Origin of the sequence: Empedobacter sp. UBA7248 (assembly GCF_002472945.1) — a bacterium.
Classification (GTDB): domain Bacteria; phylum Bacteroidota; class Bacteroidia; order Flavobacteriales; family Weeksellaceae; genus Empedobacter; species Empedobacter falsenii_C.
Genome location: NZ_DKSU01000015.1, coordinates 273 through 25,304, shown reverse-complemented (window position 1 = coordinate 25,304; position 25,032 = coordinate 273). Strand labels below are relative to the sequence as shown.

Genomic DNA, 25,032 nt, shown 5'->3' with positions numbered 1-25,032 from the left:
TTTAATTAAATCAAGCCAAATAGTTAACATTTAACTTCTTGTAAAAATATTTTTTGAAGAAGTTTGGAATTTTTTGGAGAGAGAAGGAGGAAGGATATCATTTAATTAAAATACACTGTTTAATCATGTTATAAAATGCAGCAAATAATTACGAATAATATTGTTTTCTGAATTGTTCTGGCGTAAACTCAGTATATTTTTTGAAGAATTTTACAAAATAAGAAGCATCCTGAAAATTGAGTAAATAAGCAATTTCAGTAACAGAAATCTCTTTATTAACAAGTAATCGTTTTGCTTCTAAAACAATGCGACTTCTTATTAATTCACCTGCCGAAGTAGCTAACACATCTTTGCAAAGCGCATTTAAATGATTAGGCGTAATGTACAACAATTCGGCATATTCTTTCGGTAATTTTTTGGTCTTGAAATTTTGATCGATAAGCGACTGAAAATTATTCAGCAACACTGATTGATAATCACTTGTTTTAATTTTTACAGCTTCCAAACTTCGTTCAATATCAATAAATAAATTCATCAAATGAAAACCAATTTTTAAATTCGAGAATTGATTATTTTCTTGATTTTCATTTATCATTTCCTCAAAATAACTTGAAATTTTTTCTTGTACATCTGGCGAAATTTCAACCACATGATCTTTCACCAAAATAGATTGTAAAAATCTAAATTTTTGTAAAATAGAAGAATTAATTCCAATCCAATCGAAAAAATTATCAGAAAAATTCACGACAAACCCATCATATTTTTCCTTAAAATACCATTGGTGTACTTGTCCAGGTTTCATAAAATACATTGTCCCAGATTTAGCCTCAAACTTCTCAAAATCGATCAAATGTTCGCCGCTACCTTCTGTAAAATAGACCAAATGGTAATAATTATGACTGTGAACTTCCTGTAAATGTGGATTACTATCAACATAACCTCTAAAACGATCGATGGAAAACAACTCATTACTATTTTTTTCGGTATTCAGGTTACAGATATCGTATGTTGGGAAAAGTTTTTTGGTCATTTTGAAACAAATTATCAAGTGTAAAAATAAAGAATATTTGAAAGGAAAAGTTTAACTTTAAACAATAGAACATCAAAAATGGAATTTAAAGAGAAAAAAATTGTCTTACTTTCTTTGGATGGCGGAGGAATTAGAGGAATTATATCGTGTGTCATTTTAAAATACATCGAAGATAAATTAAAGGAAATTCATGACGAAAATGCTAAAATAGGCGATTATGTCGATTTTATTGCAGGTACAAGTACTGGTGCTTTAATCGCTTCTTTGTTATTATCTCCTTCTACCGAAAATCCAAAAAGAGCAAAACACTCGATTACAGATGCTTTGAATATTTATTTAGGCGAAGGGAAAAATATTTTCTCAAAAACATTCTGGACAATTCTCAATAATCCGTTGAGTGTGCTGAAAGATAATTTACCAACGCTTGTATTGGAAGAGCAATTAAAAATTGTTTTTGGAGAGGCAGAGTTAAAAGATTTGATTCGTCCTTGCGCAATAGTTTCTTATGATACTGAGCATCAAAAACCAAAAATTTTCAATTCAATTGATGGAATTTCTCCTTTCCGAAATTTTTATGTAAAAGATATTTGTCGTGCTTCATCAGCTGCGCCAACTTATTTTGAACCTGCGAAAATAAAATCATTCGCTGATCAAGAATTTAGTTGTATTGATGGTGGTGTTTTTGCAAACAATCCGACTTTTGTTGGTTTTATCGAAACGCAAAAAATAAATTTCAATAAATACTTCAAAGATGAATTAAAGTATAACGGAACAGCACCTTTACAAGAATTTATTATCATTTCTATCGGAAATGGTTCGCGTGCAAAATCTTATAAACACGAACATTTAACAGGAATTTCAAAATCTAAATGGGTAGATCCTTTGGTAGACATTTTTATTTCAACCGGCGTTGATATGGTCGATCAGGAAATGAGAAGCATGTTCGCTTTATTGAAACCAAAATACCAACAAAATTATTATCGATTTAATCCTGAAATTCCAGAATCTGCATTGGATTTAGGAAATGTTTCCAACAGCAATATTAAAACGTTATTGGATGTTGCCAATGATTATGTAGCAAAACACAAAGAGCATTTGGATGAAGTTGTTCAAAAATTAATTTTCAATCAAGTTGAAATCTCATAAAAAAAGGCTTTGAGTAAAATTTCAAAGCCTTTTCTATTTTCTATTTATTTCGAACATAAACAAATATTTCCTGTTCTCGATTCAATCCTCTATTATCCACAATACTTTCTAAACAAGCGTGACAATCTGTTACAATTCCCTCTCCATTGTAATTTGTATAACTTCCATTCTCTAGCGCAACAACATGCGGTTTTAACAAATCTGCATTCAGTTTTTTGCGTTCTCCAATCAAGGTGTACACATATTCGCGTCCAGTTTCGTCAGTAAAATTATCCACTTTATAAATTTGATCCAATTCTCTTTCGTGATCAATTATAACAAATAAGTAGTCTTTGTGGCTATCTTTTTCAAAAAAAATTCTTCTCATAGCTTCAATTGTTTGACTCAAATTTAATAAAAGAATATTTGTTTTACCAATGAAAATTAAAAAGTTTTAAGAGAATTTTAAAATATTATCAATTTCAAAACAGATTATATTTTACTTTTACATCAACCAAAACACAAAAATGAAAACTCTTCTAAAAATCTTGACTTTAGGATTAATTTGCCTTATTTGTCAACCAATTTTCGCGCAAAAAAACGCACAATTAAAACTCGACTTCGAAAAAATTATCATTTCAAAACATTCATTTCCTTTTAATGGAGTTGTGATCGTTTCCAAAAATGGTAAAACGATTTATGAAAAAGTACACGGATTTAAGAATTTTGAAGAGAAAATTGCACTAAATAAGTCAAATCAATTTGAAATTATGTCAAATTCAAAATTGTTTACGTCAGTTTTAATTTTAAAAGAAGTCGAAAAAGGGAATATCAATTTGCAAAAATTGATTAAAACATATTTACCAGAAATCACTCAATCGTGGGCAGATTCTGTTACTGTACATCAATTGCTTAATCATACACATGGAATCCAAGATATAACAAAACCTTTGTTGTTCAAACCTGGAACAGAGTTCAAATATGGAAATTATTCGAATGTACTTTTAGGCAAAATCTTGACTAATGTTACCAATAAAACATTCCGAGAATTGGCTACAAATTTGTTCAAAGAAATTGGTTTGTATGAAACTTTTGTTTATTCCAATACCGAAAAGCATCAATTAGTACAAGGATACTTTTACCGAAATGATTCGCTTGTTCCCAATTATCAAACAATGATTACAGAAGAAGATTTACCTGCGGATGGAATAATTTCTACTGCGAATGATTTAGTAAAATGGAATAATTTATTACACAATGGTAAAATTCTACAACCCGAAACATATCAACTTTTGATCACACCTTCTACTCTTTCGCAACACGATGTTTTTGGGAAAATACCGCAAGGTTATGCCTATAACATCAGAAATATAACCGAAAACAACATCAATTACATTGGACATACGGGATTAGGAGATGGTTTTTCTGCGATAAATATCTATTTCCCGAAATCAAAAGTTAGTTTAGTTGTCTTGCAAAATATAATGCCAAATACTTCGGAAGATTATTATTTCTACGAAAAACAATTCAAAAATAGTTTACTCGAAAGCAATTTAGTTAGGTAAAAATATTTATCTTCAAAACATTTATTAAGTAATTATAAAACAATATTTTTGGTATTATCCTTGTAGGAAAATTGTTATATAATCACGATCCAAAACGAATAAAATCTAACCAATTGAAATTCAACTTAAAGAAAATACTCAAATATTTTTCAATTTCTATATTGTCAATAATTTTGTTATTAACAATTGCAATTTTTAGTTTACAGTTTCCTACTGTACAAAATTTTGTAAAAAATAAATTAGTTAATTACCTCGAAAATAAAATACATACAAAAGTACAATTAGATCGTGTTTATGTCGATTTTCCAAATAGTTTGGTGATGGAAAATCTATACTTACAAGGACAAGATGTCGACACGCTTTTATCGGTCAAAAAGTTTGACGTTGGTTTAGATATTTGGCAATTGACCAAAAGTAAAGCAGATATAAAATCTATTGATTTGAGTGGCGTTCATGCCAATGTTATCCGTAAACCAGATGGGAAATTCAATTTCGATTATATTATCAATGCTTTTGCAACAGACGAAAAAGACGAAAGTCCTTCAAAGCCATTTATCATTTCGTTAGATAAAATAAAACTGAATGATATTAATGTTTCGTTCAATGATCAGCAAGCGGCAAATAACATCAAAGTTAATCTAAATTCGTTTGATACGCGTGTCAAAAAATTCGATTTAGAGCAAAACTCGTATGGAATTGGCGATATCAATTTAGATGGTTTAAAGCTAAAATTGAAACAAGATATTGTAAAAGAAGTTGCGAAAAAAGTAGAAGAAAAAGTAGATTCTTTGAATGATCAAAAGCCTATGAAAATTGAATTGAACGGAATTAATTTAACCAATTTTGATATCGATTATGGCGATGATATTTCTGGAATGTTTGCAAAAGTAAAATTCAAAGATTTCAAAACACAAGTTAAAAAACTTGATTTACAACAAAATTCTTATGCGGTTGATGATATTTTGGTGAATGGTTTGTTGGTTGATTTTAATCAAAAAATGGTTAATAAAATCAAAGAAAATAATGTTGATAAAATTGATCCAAATGCAAAACAAACTCCATTACAAATTGGGTTGAATAAGATTAATTTGAATGATATCAAAGTTAATTATGGTGACGAAAATTCGAAAACTTTCGCCAAAATTAACCTAAACGAATTTGAAACGAAAGTCAATAAACTTGACCTTGAAAATTCTATTTTCGATATCGAAAATATTTTGTTGAAAGACGCAGATATCGAAGCGAATTTATTCCTTTCTTCGAACAATTCTACTTCCTCTTCATCTACTTCTTCAACCCCAATAAATTTGGTTTTGAACGAAACGAAATTAGAAAATGTAAAAGTAAAATACAACAATACTGCAGAACGTCGAACGGCTCAAGGAATGGATTTTAATCATTTGGATTTTTCTAAATTAAATCTTGATTTACGCGATTTTGAAATGAAAAATAACACATTTGCTGGACAAGTAAAAAGTGCAAAAATAAAGGAATCAAGAGGATTGAATATTCAGAAATTAACAACAGATTTCTTGTACGCAGATACACAAGCGTATCTGAAAAACCTTTATTTACAAACACCAAGAACTGTTCTTCGTGACGAAGTTATTTTGCGTTACAACACGATTAATGAGTTAACTTCTCATCCAGAAAATATTTTGGTGAATGCAAATATCAAAAACTCAAAAATTGGTTTTGCAGATATTCTAAATCTTGCTCCAACGCTTAGAAATACGACGCCTTTCGATAAATATCCAAACGCCATTTTGAGTGTTAACACCAATGTAAAAGGAAAACTAAACGATTTATTGATTAATAATCTCCAAGTTTCTGGTTTGGATGACTTGCAACTTTCGGCTTCTGGAAGAGTGAAAAATGCGATGAATCCGAAGAATTTATTTTATGATTTGAACATAAAAAACTTCTCGACATCATCTAAAACGATTTACAATTTAATCCCGAAAAATACTATTCCAAATAACATTAGAATTCCTTCAAAGCTTTCTGTCAAAGGAAAAGCGAAAGGAACAACTGAAATCATCAATACACAATTGGCAATAAATTCTACGTTGGGAAGTGCTAAAATTGATGCAATTGTGGACATGCAAAAAAAGGATGCAGAGAAATATAATGTCAAAGCAGATGTACAGAATTTGGATGTAGGAACGCTTATTAGCAACAAAGATTTAGGTAAAATTACAGGAAAAATTAATGCTATTGGAACAAGTTTCAACCCAAAAAAAATGGTTACAAAACTTTCAGGAACCGTTTCATCAGCTTATTACAATAAATATACTTATCAAAATATTACACTCGATGCAAAAGTGAATCATGGAGTATTTGATGCACATATTTTCTCAAAAGATCCAAACGCGAATCTTAATTTGACTGCTTCTGGTGTGTACAAAAAGGATTTATCTGATGTAAAATTGAACGGAAATATTGTCAAATTAGATGTTCAAAAACTTGGTTTTTACAACGAACCGATGATTGTTGCAGGAGAAATTGATGCCAATTTTGCTGATTTAAATCCAGATTATTTAAATGGTTCTTTGTACCTGAAAAACTTTGCATTATCCAATACAAAAGATGTTTTTCCAATGCAAGAAGTGAGCTTAATTACAACTTCAACTGCTGATTCTAATCGTATTAATTTGACTTCGCAATTGGCTGATTTGGATATGAAAGGAAAATTTAAATTGACACAAATTTTTGGTTCGCTAACTTCAACTATTAACCAATATTATGAATTTCAGAAACCGAATAAAGAAGAAAAAATAGAACCTCATCAATTCTTTACTTTGAATGCAAAAATTAAAGATGATGAGTTGATTCGAAGATTTGTTCCCGATTTGAAAAATTTCGAAACCATAACACTTGGCGCAACTTATGATGCAGATTCAAAACAAATCAATGTTGATGGAAAAATCCCAAATTTAACGTACGGAACAAATACAATTAATAACGGAGTTTTAAAACTATCCAACCAAAATGAAGCCTTGTTGTATTCGTTAAATGTGGATGCGTTAAAAAGCGAGAGTTTTCAATTGCAAAAAATTGATTTGAATGGTGATATTACAAATAATGTCATCAATTATAATGTTTCGACAAAGGATGCGAAAGATGCGACGCAATTTTTGGTGGCAGGAAATCTAAAAACACTAAACGACATCACGGAAATTAGTTTAAATCCGAATGGATTGGTTTTAAACTACGATCAATGGCAAGTTGGGGAAGGAAATTTAATTCAGTTGAGAAAAGACGGAATTGTCGCGCATAATTTCAGTTTGATGAACAATGGAAGTCAAATTTTATTGCAATCTGAATCAGAAAAAGGAACAAGTCCACTGAATATTACTATCAAAGATTTCAAAATTGAAACCATTGCAGAAATCATTAAAAAAGATGATTTACCTGCCGAAGGAACAATCAACGGAACAGCTCAAATTAGAGATTTAAACAAAGAAATGACATTCAATGCTGATTTGACCATTTCAGATTTAAAAGCTTTCGGAAATCCTATTGGAAATATTATAGCAAAAGTAAAAAACACTTCTCCAACTATGATTAACGCTGACATTACCTTAGATGGAAACAGTAACAACATGAAGATTTTTGGAGATTATAACACCAAAGAAAGTGCGTTTGATTTAGCTTTAGATATCAATCGATTAGAAATGAAATCGGTGCAAGGATTTACAATGAATCAAATCAAAGACACAGAAGGTTATATTTCTGGAAATCTAAAAATCGCTGGAACAATGGATAAGCCGAGTATTTTAGGTCAAGTTAAATTTAATCAAGTTGGTTTAACGATTGCTGAAACGGGAAGTAATTTCAGAAAAATTGATGACGCGATTGATTTCACGAACAAAGGAATTGAGTTCAATAAATTCAAAATTAATGACAACGATGGCAATTCATTAACGATAAGAGGAGAAATATTAACGGAAACTTACCGTGACTTCGCCTTCAATTTAACAGCAAATGCACGAGATTTCAATGTCGTAAATTCAGAAAAATCGAACGATGCGATTATGTACGGAAAGTTAGCGGTTAATGCAAACTTGACGATAAAAGGTGACTTAGATTTACCGAAAGTAAATGGAAGCTTAACCGTGACTGATGATACAAATTTTACATTTGTTTTACCTCAATCCTCACCTTCTTTACAAGAGCGCGAAGGAATTGTCGAGTTCATCGATCAAGATCAAGTAGCGCTTCAAGAAACAATTAAAACAGATGAATTAAAAGCCGAATCTAAAATAAAAGGTTTGGATGTAAGTGTCAATATTGAAATTAGCAAAGAAGCCAAAACTTCTATTATCATCGACAAAGCAAACGGAGATTTCGTTGAAATACAAGGGGAAGCTGAGTTGACGGGCGGAATGGATCCTTCAGGGAAAATGACTTTGGTTGGCGTTTATCAAGTAGAAAAAGGTGCTTATGAACTTTCGGTAAGTTTATTGAAACGTCGTTTTGATATCCAAAAAGGAAGTACCATTACATGGACTAGCGAGCCAACTACAGCCAATTTAGATATCATGGCAATTTACAAAACTAAAGCCGCTCCTATTGATTTAGTAGAACAACAAATTTCGGGATATTCTTCTTCTGAAATGAACATGTACAAACAACGAATTCCGTTCAATACCGAGTTAATTTTAAAAGGTGAATTATTAAAACCTGATATTAAATTCAATATTTCAATGGAAAAAGACAATCCATCCATTGCAACTGCGGTGATTGAAAATACACAATCGAAATTGGATCAGTTGAAAAATGATGAAGCCGAAATGAACAAACAAGTGTTTGCATTATTGTTGCTGAATCGTTTTATTGGAGAGAATCCGTTCGAAAGTAAAACAAGTGTTTCTGCAGAAACAATGGCGTTACAAAGTGTAAGTAATATTTTGTCGCAACAGTTGAATAATTTGGCGGATAATTTAATCCAAGGAATTGATATCGATTTGGGATTAGATACGCAAGATGATTACTCTTCGGGATCTAAAAATACTCGTACTGATCTGAATGTTGCAGTAAGCAAACGATTGCTAAACGACCGATTGAAAGTTTCGGTTGGAAGTAATTTTGGTTTAGATGGTGATGCACGAGAAAATGAAAACATGACCAATATTGCAGGCGATATCACAATTGATTATAGTTTATCGCGTGATGGTCGATACATGTTGAGAGCTTATCGAAAAGATGAATACCAAGTCGCTTTACAAGGACAAATTGTAGAAACAGGTGTTGGATTTATCATCACATTAGATTATAATAAATTCAAAGAAATTTTCGAGAAAAGAAGAAAAAATAGAACGAACAGAGCAAATAGAAATACACAAAATCAAGAAGTGAAACCATGAAAAAATCAGTTTTAACCTATATCAAATTTATAACTTGTTCAATTTCTATTTTAGGTATTTCTTCTTGTAGCAATACACGTTTTCTAAAAGATGGTGAAATGCTTTACACAGGTTCTAAATTAACAATAAAAGGCGACTCGTTAAGCAAAACCGACAAAGCTGAACTAAAAGATAATCTCGAAAAAAATATCATTCCAAAACCTAATTCAAGTTTTTTTGGACTTCGTCCACGTTTGTACATTTACAACATCACCAGCGAACCTAAAAAGCAAAAAGGACTGAAATATTGGTTAAAATATAAAGTGGGTGAAAAACCTGTTTTATTGGGAGATGTAGACATCGAATTCAATAAAGATATTTTAGTTAATTATTCTGAAAACAAAGGTTATTTCAATGCCAAAGCACAAGGTGACACAATAAGTAAAAACAAAAAAGCGGAAGTGCATTATGTCTTACAACCGCGCAAACGTTATTACATCAACCAAGTTAATTTCCCAAAAGATACCACTTTAGCGGTCAACAAAGAAATTAAAAAAACGCAAGCAAATACCTTACTGAAAGATAAGCAACCTTTCGATTTGGATGTGATCAAAGCTGAACGAGAACGAATAGATGCACGTCTGAAAGAAAATGGTTACTATTATTTTCATCCCGATAACATCATTGTCCAAGCGGATAGTACAGTTACGAATAAGCAAGATGTTGAACTTTTTGTAAAGTTAAAAGATAAGACACCAGAGCAAGCCAAACAACAATATAGTATTGACAAAGTAATCGTTTTCCCAGATTACAACATTCGCGAAGCGCGAAAAGGAATCTATAAAATGCCCATGAACAACGATTCGTTAGCGAAATATGAGCAAAATGGATTTTACATGGTCGATTCTAAAAAGATTTTCAAACCGAAAGTTTTTGACCGCGCGTTATATTTTAAAACAGGAGATATTTACAACCGAGCAGATCATAATTTAACTTTAAATCGATTAATTAATTTGGGTGTATTCAAATTTGTGAAAAATGATTTCGTGATTTCTGATTCAGTTAATCATAAATTTGATGTGTATTATACTTTAACACCACGCGAATTTCAGTCGTTGAGATTAGAAGTTTTAGGACGAACAAACTCAGCGAATTATGGTGGTGGAGAGTTAAATTTAAACTGGACACATCGTAATATTTTTAAAGGTGCAGAACAACTAAAAATGGCTTTATATGGAGCATTTGACATGCAATTGGGCGGACAAAAAGATGCGAATAATATTTTTAGAGCTGGTTTTAATACGCAACTTTCAATTCCAAGAATTGTAGCGCCTTTCAAATTTCATTCATCAAGTGCATTTGTACCGAGAACCAATATTGAGATTGGTTACGAATATCAAAACAGATCGAGATTATATACGCTTCATAATTTCAATACTTCTTTTGGTTACGTTTGGAAAGAGAATGCGCAAAAAGAACATAATTTAAAGATTTTTAGTGCAACTTTATTGTTTCCAGAAAAAGTGACAGATGAATACAACAGCAAGATTTACGATTCAATTGGAAATATCATCAACCCAAGTTTGAAACGCGTTGTCGACAAACAATTAATTTTTGGACCACAGTATTCGTATACGTATACCACAACAATGTTACCTCGAAAAAGTACATTTTATTACCGAGGTTTAGTTGATTTAGCTGGAAATTTAACAGGATTAATAACAGGTGCGAATGCGAAAAAAGACAAGGAAAAAGAAATTTTCAAAATACCATTTAGTCAATATGCAAAAATGGAACATGACTTCCGTTTTTATCACAAATTTTCAGAAAAATCATCAATAGCCACACGATTCATTGGAGGAATAGCCTATCCATATGGAAACTCTGAATTTGTTCCTTATTCAAAACAATTTTTTGTAGGAGGAAGTAATAGTATTCGTGCATTTAGAGCACGAACATTAGGGCCAGGAAGTTATGATCCACGCAATCAAAATGCAAATTTCTTTTTTGATCAATCAGGTGATATTAAATTGGAACTAAATGCAGAATTTAGACAGAAATTATTCAGTTTTCTTAACCTTGCGTTATTTGTTGATGCAGGAAACATTTGGTTAATCAACGAAGATGAAACACGTCCAGGTGCGAAATTCTCAAAAGATTTTATGAGCGAAATAGCAGTTGGAGCTGGTTTAGGATTACGTCTTGATTTTAATATTTTAGTATTAAGATTAGATTTAGCAACTCCACTTCGAGTTCCTTATTACGAAAAGAATGACCGCTGGACTTTTGATAAAATAGATTTTGGAGACAAAGCATGGCGAAAAGACAACTTGATTTTAAATATCGCGATTGGATATCCGTTCTAAACAAAGCGTAAAGCAAAAATTTAAAAAAAAATGAGCGTCACAATGGACGCTCATTTTTTTATTTAATGATGTGTGTCTTTATTTCAAATCAAAACGATCTGCATTCATCACTTTATTCCAAGCTGCCACGAAATCATTTACAAATTTATCTTGAGCATCAGCTTGAGCATAAACTTCTGCTACGGCACGTAATTCAGAATTTGAACCGAATACTAAATCCGCACGAGTTCCTGTCCATTTTGGTGCTCCAGTTTTACGATCAGATCCCATATAGATTTCTTTCGTTTCATCTGTCGCTTTCCAAACAGTACCCATATCCAATAAATTCACAAAGAAATCATTTGTCAATTGACCTGGACGATCAGTGAAAATACCATGTTTAGAACCATCATAATTCGCATTCATCGCACGCATTCCACCAACTAAAACTGTCAATTCTGGTGCAGTCAACGTTAACAATTGTGCTTTATCAATCACCAATTCTTCTGTCGAAACAGATCTTCTTGTATTTTTGCGGTAGTTTTTAACACCATCTGCAATTGTTTCTAAGTACGCTACAGATTCAACTTCTGTTTCCTCTTGCGTTGCATCTCCACGACCTGCTGCAAACGGAACTGTAATTGTTTTTCCAGCATCTTTTGCTGCTTTTTCAATTGCTGCATTTCCTCCTAAGACAATTAAATCGGCAATCGAAACTTGTTTTGAGGAATTCGCTGAATTAAATTCTTGTTGAATATTTTCTAAAGCTGTTAAGACTTTATTCAATTGAACTGGATTATTCCCTTCCCAATTTTTCATTGGTTCCAAACGAATACGCGCACCATTTGCTCCTCCACGTTTATCCGATCCACGGAAAGACGAAGCCGAAGCCCAAGCTGTAGAAACCAACTCTGAAACAGATAATCCTGAAGCTAAAATTTTAGCTTTCAAATCAGCGATATCAGCCTCGTCAATTAATTCATGTGTAACTGCTGGAATTGGATCTTGCCAAGTGAATACTTCTTTCGGTACATCTGCACCCAAATAACGAGAAAGTGGTCCCATATCACGGTGCGTCAATTTAAACCACGCTTTACGGAAAGCATCTTCAAATTCTTCTGGATGTTCTAAGAAACGACGACCAATTTTTTCATAAGCTGGATCCATACGTAACGCAATATCCGAAGTTAACATCGTTGGTCTTAATTTTTTTGAAGCATCATGTGCATGTGGAATAATTTCGCCTACATCTTTTGCTACCCATTGATGAGCACCTGCAGGAGATTTTGTTAATTCCCATTCGAAACCAAATAAATAACTTAAGAATAAATTTGACCATTCTGTTGGTTTACTCGTCCAAGTTACTTCAATACCAGATGTAATTGTATCCCCTGCATTTCCTGTTCCATACGAATTTTTCCAACCCAAACCTTGCATTTCCAAATCAGAAGCTTCAGGATCTGGTCCTACATGATCAGCCGAAGCCGCACCATGTGTTTTTCCGAAAGTATGACCACCAGCAATCAATGCCAATGTCTCTTCATCATTCATCGCCATACGCGCAAACGTATCACGAATATCACGAGCAGAAGCCAAAGGATCTGGATTACCATCTGGACCTTCTGGATTCACGTAAATTAATCCCATTTGTACCGCAGCCAACGGATTTTCTAAATCGCGATCGCCAGAATAACGGCTATTTGCACCACCACTTTCTTCTAACCATATTTTTTCAGAACCCCAATATACATCCATATTTGGTTCCCAAACATCAGCACGACCACCAGCAAAACCTAAAGTTTTGAATCCCATTGACTCTAATGCCACATTTCCTGTTAGGATAATTAAATCTGCCCACGAAATTTTATTACCATATTTTTGTTTGATAGGCCAAATTAAACGACGCGCTTTGTCCAATGACACATTGTCTGGCCATGAGTTAAGCGGAGCAAAACGTTGCTGTCCTTCACCTGCTCCACCACGACCATCTTGCACACGGTATGTACCCGCACTATGCCATGCCATACGAATGAAAAATGGACCATAATGCCCAAAATCTGCTGGCCACCAATCTTGAGAATCAGTCATCAAAGCTTTTAAATCAGCTTTAACCGCTTCTAGATCTAATTTTTTAAATTCTTCTGCATAATTAAAATCTTCCCCCATTGGGTTTGATTTGTTTGAATGTTGACGTAAAATATCAACTTTTAATTGATTTGGCCACCAATCTTGATTTTGTGTTCCTTCTCCTGCAACTGGTTTTGACATTGTACCATTGTGGAAAGGGCATTTTGAAATATCACCTCCTTGATTCTCCATGAATATTATTTTTTATGTTTAATACTTTTGTTTTGTAAATATCATAAATATAGTAATTTGTCTTATCAATTAAAAATCAAATTGTTTTATCAATCAATCAATTTATTTTATATAGAATGTAAATTAAATAGTTATTAATTATATTATAAAAATTGATTCGTTTATTTTTAATGAGTAAAGAGATTTCGAGAATCGACTAGCTTTTAAGTTTATATTTGTATCAACATGAAACTACATCTCAAATAATTCTTAAGACATAGAAATTCTCAATCTTAATTTTCAATATATCTTAACATCTTAAAATTATTATAGTCAAAAAAATGTTTATACATTTGTAACAATGAAATTTATGATTTTCATAATCGCTTTATATGTTAATGTTCTATCATTTATTCCTTGTCAGGATACAAATAGTAATGGAGCACTAACCTCTATGGTGCATAGTGAAAATGAAACACCTAATCATAAAGATAAATGTAGTCCTTTGTGTGCGTGCAACTGTTGTCAAATTACAATTTCTTCGATAAAATTCACACGATTACTAAAAACTCCGAAAGTATTTGAACCAAATACTTCAAAGAAAATACAATTCAAAAAGAATACAATTCAAAACCAATTGTATGCCGATATCTGGCAACCTCCTAAAATAAATATTGCTTAACGAGACGATTTCTCTTTTTCGTCTACACATTGATTTCAATTAATTTAAAATTGAAGTCAACACTTTTCTGTGCTCATTTATTTTGATAATAAGTGGGTAATGTTAATGCAATTAATCAAATTATCTGTGTTAGATAAAATCATAAAATTTAGTATCCAAAACAAGATTGTTATTGGAATTATGACTGGTTTATGGATTATCTGGGGCGTATGGAGTGCAACAAAATTGCCAATAGATGCGGTACCAGATATCACTAATAATCAAGTCCAAATTATTACGGTCAGCCCTACTCTAGCTGGTCAAGAAGTAGAACAATTGGTCACTTTTCCAATTGAACAAAGTATTGCGAATATTCCTGATATCGAGGAAACAAGAAGTATTTCTCGTTTTGGTTTATCTGTGATTACGGTAGTGTTTAAAGAAGATGTTGACATTTATTTTGCACGTCAATTAGTCAACGAAAAATTAAAAGAAGCACAAGAAGACATTCCGCAAGGTGTTGGTATTCCCGAATTATCACCTGTGAGTACCGGTCTTGGAGAAGTCTATCAATATATTTTACATCCTAAAAAAGGAAGTGAGAAAAAATACAATTCAAAACAATTGCGCGAAATGCAAGATTGGATTGTTCGTAGACAATTAAACGGAACACCAGGTGTTGCTGAGATCAATAGTTTTGGTGGAGAATTAAAGGAATACGAAGTTGCTTTAGATCCGAATAGATTGCGCGCAATGGGAATTAGTGTATCAGATATTTTTGATGCCTTAAAAAAAAATAATCAAAATACAGGAGGAGCTTACATCGATAAGAAGCCAAATGCTTACTTTATTCGAGGAATTGGAATGGTAACTTCTCTAGATGATGTAAAATTAATTCCTATAAAAAATGCGACGGGAACTGTTCCTATTTTTATAAAAGACGTAGCTGATGTAAGACTAGGACATGCCATACGATACGGAGCGATGACATACAATGGTGAAGTAGATGCTGTTGGAGGTGTTGTAATGATGTTAAAAGGAGCCAATTCTAACGAGGTGGTTAATCTAATTAAAGATAAAATACCTACAATTCAAAAATCACTACCAGACGATATCGTCATCGAACCTTTCCTTGATCGAACGAATTTAGTAAATCGTGCAATTAAAACAGTAGAAAAAAATCTGATCGAAGGTGCATTAATTGTCATCTTTGTATTGGTTATTTTTCTTGGCAATCTAAGAGCTGGTTTAATCGTTGCATCTGCCATTCCTCTATCCTTATTATTTGCATTAGGAATGATGAATGTTTTTGGTGTAAGTGCGAATTTAATGAGTTTAGGAGCTATTGATTTTGGATTGATAGTCGATGGGGCAGTTATTATTGTAGAAGCGACTTTACATCATCTTGGACTTAGAAAATCAACACATCGATTAACCCAAAAAGAAATGGATGAAGAGGTTTTTCTTTCAGCTTCAAAAATTAGAAATTCAGCCGCATTCGGGGAAATCATCATACTTATTGTCTACATTCCTATTCTTACTTTGGTTGGTGTAGAAGGAAAAATGTTTACACCAATGGCTAAAACAGTTGGTTTTGCAATTCTAGGTGCATTAATTCTTTCGTTAACGTACATCCCAATGATGAGTGCTTTATTTTTATCAAAAAAGCCTACTCTCAAAGCTTCTTTTTCAGATAAAATGATGGTGAAAATCCATAAAGTTTATGAACCATTATTAGAAAAAGCAATCCGAATTAAATATTGGTTAGTTGGTATTACAGTTGCAATTTTTGCAGTATCAATTATTCAATTCAGAAATATGGGAGGAGAATTTATTCCACAATTACAAGAAGGTGATTTTGCTTTTCACTGTATTTTACCACAAGGAAGTTCCTTAACCCAAAGTTTAGAAACATCCATGCAAGCTTCTCGAATTTTAAAAGAATTTGATGAAGTAAAAATGGTCGTTGGTAAAACAGGTTCTGCCGAGGTTCCTACAGACCCTATGCCTCCTGAAGCAACAGATATGATTGTGGTTCTAAAACCAAAAGACGAATGGAAACGTAACATTTCTTATGAAGAATTAGGTGATGAAATGATGGAAAAGCTAGAGGTTATTCCTGGTGTTTTCTTTGAAAAAAATCAACCTATTCAAATGCGTTTTAATGAATTGATGACGGGAATTCGACAAGATGTAGCTGTCAAAATTTTTGGCGAAAATTTAGATTCTCTCTCTTATTATGCAGATAAAACCTCAAAAGCAATTCAATCTGTTGAAGGTGTTACAGCACCCCAAGTAGAACGCGTAAGTGGTTTGCCTCAGATTAATGTCGAATATGACCGAATCCGAATGGCAAATTACGGATTAAATATTCAAGATGTAAATGATATGTTGAGTACAGCATTTGCTGGAAAAACAGCTGGACAAGTTTTCGAGAATGAACGACGCTTTGATTTAGTTGTTCGATTGGATAGTGTGCATCGAAAAAGCATTGATGACATTAACAATTTAATGATTCCTACAAGCTCTGGCAATCAAATTCCAATCTCTCAGGTCGCAAATGTGAGTTATAAATTAGGCGCTTCACAAATTAGTCGCGAAGAAGGAAAACGAAGAATTGTAATTGGTTTCAACGTAAAAGATCGCGATGTACAATCTGTTGTAAAAGATATTCAGACAAAATTAGACAACGAAATCAAATTGCCTTCAGGCTATTACTTCACCTATGGAGGGCAGTTCGAAAATCTACAAGCAGCTAGTCAACGTTTGATGATTGCAGTACCAATCTCCTTGTTGCTAATTTTTATGTTATTGTATTTCACATTTCATTCATTCAAACAAGCTGCATTAATTTTTACAGCAATTCCAATGAGTGCAATCGGAGGTGTTTTTGCATTAATTATTCGCGATATGCCATTTAGTATTAGTGCCGGAATCGGTTTTATTGCTTTGTTCGGAGTAGCTGTTTTAAACGGAATTGTTTTAATTGGAACATTCAACCAATTAGAAAAAGAAGGAGAAAAAAACATTTTAAAACGAATAATGGAAGGAACCAATATCCGATTACGACCAGTATTAATGACAGCAACAGTTGCATCGTTAGGATTTTTACCGATGGCAATTTCCACAGGCGCAGGTGCCGAGGTTCAAAAACCTTTAGCAACAGTTGTCATTGGAGGATTAATCACAGCTACTTTTTTAACCTTATTTGTATTACCAATGTTATATTTAATATTCAATTCAAAACTTCCGAAAATAAAATTGAATTCAAAAAATACACTTCCAATTCTTGTAATCGGAATGTTTTTAATGGGACAATCTATTCAAGCGCAAACTCGTTCAATTAATATTCAAGAAGCTCAACAAATTGCAATTGAAAATAATCCATTAATAAAAGCAAATGAACAAAGTATTTCATCAAGTGAAGCTTTAAAAGGAACCGCAAATGAACTACCAAAATTAAATGTGGAAGCACAACTTGGGCAATATGCGAGTCCAAAATTCGATTATGGTTTATCCATTTCTCAAAGTATTCCATTTCCAACGATTTTTAAACATCGAAAGGCAGTTTTAGAATCAGAAGTGAATAGCAAGAAGATACAAAAAGAAGTAACAACAAACGAATTGTTGAAACAAGTGAGAACCTATTTCTATCAGATCGAATATTTAGAATATAACCATGATCAACTCGAACAATTAAATAAACTTTATTTAGAATTTATTCGAATTGCTTCGGTTCGATTTAATGCAGGTGATATTAAGAAAATCGAAATTAATATGGCAGAAACTCAACAAGGAGAAATCAACCTACTGTTGAAACAAAACAAAGTGTATTTAGCAAATGCTTATAAAAATCTAAACGTATTATTGAATACCGAAGAAAGTTTTACAATTACCAAAGAGACGAATTATATTCCATTAAAATTGAGTGGAATTTTAGACGGTTCTACAATTGATAGTAATCCTACTCTCAAAGCTTTTTACCAACAGATGGAAATTACAGAACGAAACAAAGAAGTCGTAAAAGCCGAAGGTTTACCAGAATTTTCACTTGGTGTAAACAGTTTATCGATGATTGGAATGCAAGAGAAAAATGGAGTTGAAAGGTATTACAATGGCCTTGATCGTTTTACTTCAGTAAACCTTGGTGTAGCAATTCCATTAACGTTTGGTGCTACAAAAGCAAAAATAAAAGCATTGGAATATGATAAACAAGCCATTCAAGAAACAGCCAATTTTCAAAAACAACAGCTAAAGATTCAACTTGATAATTCGATTAATCAATATCAGCAAGATTGGGAACAATATGAATATTATGTAAATCAAGCCATTCCAAATGCAGAGAAAATTGTAAAAGCAGCTCAATTGGGTTACAAAACTGGTGAAATCTCGTATGTCGAATATCTTTTTGCATTGCAAACCGCAACGGATATTCAATTAAAATATCTTGAATCGATACAACAAGTCAATCAAACTATTGTCAATATTAATTCTATCATCAATCAATAAAATGAAAAAAATAAAGATCATTATCTATAGCGTGTTAGCCATATTATTTCTAAGTAGTTGTACCAAAGAAACAAAAACGGAACAACCCACAGAAGAAAAAGAAGCTGAGCACGAAGAAGCGCCGCAAACAATTGCTTCGCTAACAGAAGAACAAATGAAGGCTGTTGGTGTAAAACTGGGAACAATTGAAGTAAAGGAGCTAGCGGCTATGATTAAAGCAAATGGAATTTTAAACGTTCCTAATAGCAATATGGCAAGTGTTGCATCCATGTTTGGTGGAGTAATACAAACGTTGCCAATTCAGGAAGGTTCATATGTCAAAAAAGGACAAGTAATTGCGACAATTTCAAATCCAGAATTTATTATTGCACAAGAACAATACTTAACTGTTCTGAGTCGAATTACATATGCAGAGCAAGAATTTAGAAGACAAAAAGAATTGTTTGATAACGATGCTGGAGCAAAAAAGAATCTTCAGAATTCTTCTGCCGAATTGAAAACATTACGTTCTCAAAAAGCATCTTTATCTCGTCAACTGCAAATGATAGGAATTAATCCTTCTAAAGTAACCAATGCAAATTTGAGAAATGGAATGGTAATTACAGCACCAATTAGTGGAACAGTAAGTAAAATTATTGCGCAAATAGGAAGTTATGTAGATGTCTCTTCTCCTGTCGCTGAAATCATTGATAACAGTTCTATTCACTTAGATTTGCAAGTTTTCGAGAAAGATTTACCTAAAATGAAAGTTGGTCAAGTCATTCAATTTGAATTAACAAATAATCCAGGAAACAGTTACGAAGCAGTCGTTTACAGTATTGGTTCTTCTTTCGAAAATGAAAGTAAAACCATTGCAGTACATAGCAAAGTACGAGGAAATAAAAGTGGATTGATAAATGGAATGAATATTACAGGAGCCGTAAGCTTAAGTAATTCCTCTACACCTGCTGTTCCCAATGAAGCAATTGTAGAAGCGGATGGTAAATTTTACATCTTTGTCAAAACAAACAAAAAAGTAGAAGAGCATACAGACGAAGAAAGTAAAGATCCGAACGAAAAGAACAAAGAACATAAAAATGAAAAGTTGATGAACTTTGAAAAAATCGAGGTTGTAAAAGGTTCTTCAGATATGGGTTACACAGCTATTACAACCGTAAATGAAATTGATCCAACTGCACAGATTGTTGTAAAAGGAGCCTTTTTCGTTAATGCTAAATTAAGTAATTCTGGCGATCACGGACATTAAAAACAATTCAAATAAATTGAGTTGTTTCCCTAACTAACTGCCAATAAAAAGTCCTATAAACAAGATGTTTATTGGACTTTTTTATAATTGTAATAAGCACCTTTTTTATATTCAGTTTTTCTTATAGAATTTACCTTCTTTATTGTAATGTGTATTATTTTTTTCAATTAAAATAGGTACTTTTAGATAATTAAAATTCCTTGACTTCAATCGTTTTAATTCAACCTCTACTTTTTATATTGTACATTTCACTCTTAATTTTCTCCATCAGTTCTATCTACCTATGTGGTTATGACTTCAATTTTTCTCTCGAATATATTTTCCTTTACTTATAATGTTGAACAATTGATAAAGCTATTTCCTAACTAAAACTCTCCTCTACCAATTCTTTTTCAGTTGTTCTATTTTAATTTTAATAGAAAATAGAAATAAGAAATTACAATACCTATTATTTGATACACACTACCCTTGTTGTATTAACCTAATAATTCTTATTTTTTTCTAAATACCTGAATAACAACATTATATGATTTAAAATTTCTGAATATTAGAGAAATTATGAAAATGTCCCCTCAGATGTCCCCCCCTCAAATGAGGTAATCTCATATTTGTTATAGAACTTTGAAAGTTCTCTCTACTCAAATATTATGATTTGTAATAAAACATATTGATATGAGAAAACTTTACATACTATTTTATATCCTGTTCTTGCTGATAGGATCGGTCAAGGCACAGACGATTACAGAACTTTTTGAAAGTGCGGTGCAAGATGCTTCAAGTTTTACGTCTGACGCAAAGACTTTTAATTTAACGGGACCGTTTGGATTTACAGTTGGAAACTTTCCTGGTACCGGCTATAATGGATCTGCGCAATACATACAAGCTGCAGACCCCACTGGTGCTTATGGACAGACAGCTGCTATTAGTGCAGCCGCCGGAACATTTAAGATAAATAGCTTTTATTTTTTTGTATCTGGAAGTCCTACCTATGTACCTTCTGTTACACTAGGTAATGGTCCTGGTTCTATAACTTTTAGAGGCAAACTTGCAGGAAACACTGTATTTACTGTTGTTAGAAATACTACAGGTGCAAGCACGTCGTCTGCCTTGCCAGGAAATGGCTTTACCATGGTAGATTTTACTACTGAGGGAGGTTCAAACAACTCTAACCAAACAATAGATCAATTAGAAATCCAATTGAGCAGTAATTACGATTACTTTGCTATTGATAATTTTACATTTACAAAAGTTTCAACTACCGTCCCAACAGTAACAACAAATGCTACAATATCAAACTTAGGAGCCAAAATAGTTACAGTAGGAGGATCAAATGATAATGGTGGAGCAACAATATTAAATAGAGGAATAGTCTGGTCAACATCACCAACCCCTATAGTCGATGGTCTAGGAGTTGCAAATGTAGCTGCAACCAATAGCACAGGAGCTTTTACAGTAAACGTTACTTCACTGCCTCCAGGAACAACAATATATTATAGAGCCTATGCGATAAATGCCGCAGGGACTGGTTATGGAGATGTCAAATCTTTTACAACCAATCCTGCCCTATCTGCTACACAATCGCAAACAATTGCTTGTAATGGCATCAATAACGGAACCGCTACAGTTGTACCTTCAGGAGGTAAACCACCTTACACTTATTCATGGTCTCCATCTGGAGGGACTGGAGCAACTGCCAGCGGTTTAGCTTCAACTAATTATACTGTTACAATAACAGATAGCGAAGGAACTTCAATACAAAAAAACTTTACTATAGCTCAAAATCCTCCTATAATAACAGGAGTTACTATTACTGACGTGAGCTGCTATGGTGGAAATAATGGGGCAATAGATATATCACCATCAGGCGGTAGCGGATCTTATACTTATAATTGGGGAGGTGGAATAACAACTCAGGACAGAACAAATCTTACTGCGGGTACCTATTCTGTTACAATTACCGACACTAACTCTTGTAAATCCACTATAAACAATATTACAGTGGGTCAGCCTGCAGCAGCAGTTAACGGAATAGCAATAATAACAAATATACTTTGTAATGGTGAAAGTACAGGGGTAATTAATGTTACTCCATTAGGAGGAACTGGACCATATACTTTCTTATGGAATGATGGTGTAACTACTCAAAATAGAACAGGACTTCCTACAGGCACTTATTCTGTAACTATTACAGATGCAAAAGGATGTACAAAATTAATTGATAACCTAACTATAACTCAGCCTACTGCAATTAGCGCAACAGCAACTATAACTCATGTTACGTGTAATGGAGGAAATACAGGAGCAATAAACTTAACTCCAAGCGGAGGAACAGGGCCTTATACTTTTCTATGGAATGATGGGGTAACTACAGAAGATCGAATTGGTCTTACTGCAGGTACTTACAAAGTAACCATAACTGACTCTAAAGGATGTACAAAAGAACTGAGTTATACAGTTACTCAGCCTAATAATCTACTTGGAGGAACAATTGTCCCAACTAATGTTTCTTGCAAGGGCGGTGCTAATGGTGCTATCGACCTTACTCCATCTGGAGGTACACCTGAATACACTTACAATTGGGCTGATGGACCAACTACTCAAGATAGGACAGGACTTACAGCAGGTACCTATTCGGTTACTATTACTGATGCAAATGCTTGTACAAAAACAATAAGTGGTATTGTAATTGGTGAACCTGCTAACGTAGTTGGAGGGACAACAGTGGTAACGAATGTAGCCTGCAATGGAGGCAATACAGGAGCCATAAATCTTACTCCTAGTGGAGGGGTTGGTCCTTATACTTATTTATGGAATGATGGAATAACTACTGAAGACAGAACTGGGCTTATAGCTGGTGTATATTCTGTTACCATTACAGATGCTCATGGCTGCTCTAAGACAATATCTAACATTTTAGTGACTCAGCCAATCACAGCTTTAAATGCATCAACAGGAGGCGGACAAACAAATGTATCTTGTTTTGGAGGTGCAAATGGAACAGCTACTGTTGCTCCTACAGGTGGCACTCCGGGTTATACTTACTCTTGGAATACTGTACCAATTCAAACAACAGCAACAGCAACAGGTTTATCTGCTGGAACTTACACGGTAACAGTAACAGATGCTAATGCATGTTCAACAACAAAAAGCTTTACTATTACTCAACCTACCGCTTTAAATGTAAGTACAGGAGGCGGACAAACAAATGTATCTTGTTTTGGAGGTGCAAATGGAACAGCTACTGTTGCTCCAACAGGTGGCACCCCTGGTTATACTTACTCTTGGAATACAGTACCAATTCAAACAACAGCAACAGCAACAGGCTTATCTGCTGACACTTACACTGTCACGATAACAGATGCTAATGCATGCCAAACAACAAAAAGCTTTACCATTACTCAGCCACCGGCATTAGTTGCTACTGAGGGTTCGAAAAGTAATGTTAGTTGTAATGGTGGAAGTAACGGCTCAGCAACGGTAAACGTAACAGGAGGAACAGGTTCTTATACTTACTCTTGGTCTCCAAGCGGAGGTACAGGAGCAACAGCTACTGGTCTATCAGTTGGTACTTATACGGTAACGGTAACAGATGCTAATGCATGCCAAACAACAAAAAGCTTTACGATTACACAGCCTACAACTTTAACATCTACAAAATCACAAACTGATGTGCTTTGTAACGGTGGTTCTACAGGAACAGCTACAGTTGTTGCATCGGGGGGAGCAGGTTCTTACACATATTCTTGGGCACCATTTGGTGGTACTGCTTCTACAGCTACTGGTCTTCCTGTTGGTAATTATAGCTGTACAGTTACAGATAATAATGGATGCTCCATAACTGAAAATTTTACCATTAGAGAACCTAATGCAATTTCCTTAACAGCCTCGCAAATCAATGTAACTTGTAATGGTGGAACAAATGGTTCGGCTACAGTAACAGCAACAGGTGGTACAGGAGCATTGTCTTACTCTTGGGCACCAAGTGGTGGCACAGCAAAAACAGCTACCGGTCTCAAAGCAGGAACATATACCGTAACAGTAACAGATGCAAATTTATGTTCCAAAACGCAAACATTAACCATTACAGAGCCAACAGCATTAGCTGCATCCATAACATCTACTAATGCGAGTTCAGCTACTGCCTTAGATGGAAATGCAACAGTAACAGCGAGTGGTGGTACAGCACCTTATAGTTATTCTTGGTCGCCATCGGGAGGAAAAGGTTCTACGGCGAATAATCTAAAAGCAGGTATTTATTCGGTGATAATTACTGACGCAAATGGCTGTAGTATTACAGAAACAGTAACTATTAAAGCTCCAGAAATAATTGTTTCGGGTTCTTTTACTGCTTTTACAACAGTTTATGGTTCGATGTCAACAAGCAAAAGTATTACAGTTACGGGTAACAATTTAAATGACCCTATAATTTTAACAGCACCATCACAATTTGAAATTAGTTCTGATGATGTTAACTTCTCTAATCCTTTAAATATCAACACTGTAAAAAATACACATTCAACAGTAATTTACTTGCGATTAAAGAACGGTTTGTCTGTAAACAGTTCAATTGAAGGTGATTTAACTTTAAAAGCTGGAACAAAAACAACAAAAACAGTGGTTATTCCAATATCTCAAGTTACTGAAGCTAATTTAACTGTAACAGCTGATCCTCAAAGTAAAGTATATGGAAAGAATGATCCAACATTAACATATAATGTTTCAGGTTTAGTAAATAATGATAAGGTAGGAGATGTTCTTACTGGTACTTTAGTAAGAGTTGCAGGCGAAGATGTAGGAACATATGCAATCAATCAAGGAAGTTTAGTAGCAAATGGTAATTATACGTTAACTTATATAGATGATAAATTGACAATTAACAAAGCAAGTTTAACTGTAACTGCTGAT

The 25,032-nt window shown here is 33.4% G+C and carries 11 protein-coding genes; 8 read left to right on the top strand and 3 right to left on the bottom strand.

Translation table 11 applies throughout. From position 1 onward, the window contains the following. Positions 1-148: 148 nt before the first annotated feature. On the bottom strand, positions 149-1,030 hold the full coding sequence (locus B4A23_RS13990) for an AraC family transcriptional regulator (RefSeq protein ID WP_286486224.1): 882 nt from the start codon (positions 1,028-1,030) through the stop codon (positions 149-151). Positions 1,031-1,108: 78 nt separating this feature from the next. On the opposite strand from B4A23_RS13990, the gene B4A23_RS13985 reads away from it, so the two are divergent. Further along, entirely contained in the window at positions 1,109-2,176 is a 1,068-nt protein-coding gene (locus B4A23_RS13985; RefSeq protein ID WP_286486222.1) for a patatin-like phospholipase family protein, read from the top strand. 40 nt (positions 2,177-2,216) lie between these two features. Here B4A23_RS13985 and B4A23_RS13980 read toward each other — a convergent pair whose 3' ends face one another. After that, positions 2,217-2,543, bottom strand: coding sequence for a hypothetical protein (locus B4A23_RS13980; RefSeq protein ID WP_125349744.1), 327 nt, complete (start codon positions 2,541-2,543; stop codon positions 2,217-2,219). A 139-nt stretch (positions 2,544-2,682) separates the two neighbouring features. On the opposite strand from B4A23_RS13980, the gene B4A23_RS13975 reads away from it, so the two are divergent. The 3 genes from B4A23_RS13975 (at position 2,683) to B4A23_RS13965 (ending at position 11,434) form a co-directional block, all read left to right on the top strand. After that, positions 2,683-3,720, top strand: coding sequence for a serine hydrolase domain-containing protein (locus B4A23_RS13975; protein ID WP_291120878.1), 1,038 nt, complete (start codon positions 2,683-2,685; stop codon positions 3,718-3,720). Between the two features lie 320 nt (positions 3,721-4,040). Further along, positions 4,041-9,089, top strand: coding sequence for a translocation/assembly module TamB domain-containing protein (locus B4A23_RS13970; protein ID WP_291120875.1), 5,049 nt, complete (start codon positions 4,041-4,043; stop codon positions 9,087-9,089). Then, entirely contained in the window at positions 9,086-11,434 is a 2,349-nt protein-coding gene (locus B4A23_RS13965; protein ID WP_291120873.1) for a BamA/TamA family outer membrane protein, read from the top strand. Before B4A23_RS13970 ends, B4A23_RS13965 begins: the two co-directional genes overlap by 4 nt. Positions 11,435-11,512: 78 nt before the next feature. Here the strand turns inward: B4A23_RS13965 and katG are convergent, their stop codons facing one another. Then, a complete protein-coding gene (katG, locus tag B4A23_RS13960) occupies positions 11,513-13,732 on the bottom strand; it encodes a catalase/peroxidase HPI (protein WP_286486214.1) in 2,220 nt (739 codons plus the stop codon). A gap of 349 nt (positions 13,733-14,081) precedes the next feature. Here katG and B4A23_RS13955 point away from each other — a divergent pair, with 349 nt between their 5' ends. The 4 genes from B4A23_RS13955 to B4A23_RS13940 form a co-directional block, all read left to right on the top strand. Next, entirely contained in the window at positions 14,082-14,393 is a 312-nt protein-coding gene (locus B4A23_RS13955) for a DUF6660 family protein (protein ID WP_147279967.1), read from the top strand. A gap of 126 nt (positions 14,394-14,519) precedes the next feature. Then, the gene (locus tag B4A23_RS13950) at positions 14,520-18,881 is read left to right on the top strand and encodes a CusA/CzcA family heavy metal efflux RND transporter (RefSeq protein ID WP_291121043.1); all 4,362 of its coding nucleotides are present in this window, start codon (positions 14,520-14,522) and stop codon (positions 18,879-18,881) included. Position 18,882: 1 nt separating this feature from the next. Then, the gene (locus B4A23_RS13945) at positions 18,883-20,127 is read left to right on the top strand and encodes an efflux RND transporter periplasmic adaptor subunit (protein WP_291120869.1); all 1,245 of its coding nucleotides are present in this window, start codon (positions 18,883-18,885) and stop codon (positions 20,125-20,127) included. Positions 20,128-20,835: 708 nt separating this feature from the next. Then, positions 20,836-25,032, top strand: a 4,197-nt coding sequence (locus B4A23_RS13940; RefSeq protein WP_291120867.1) for a beta strand repeat-containing protein, incomplete at its 3' end; no start/stop codon positions are given.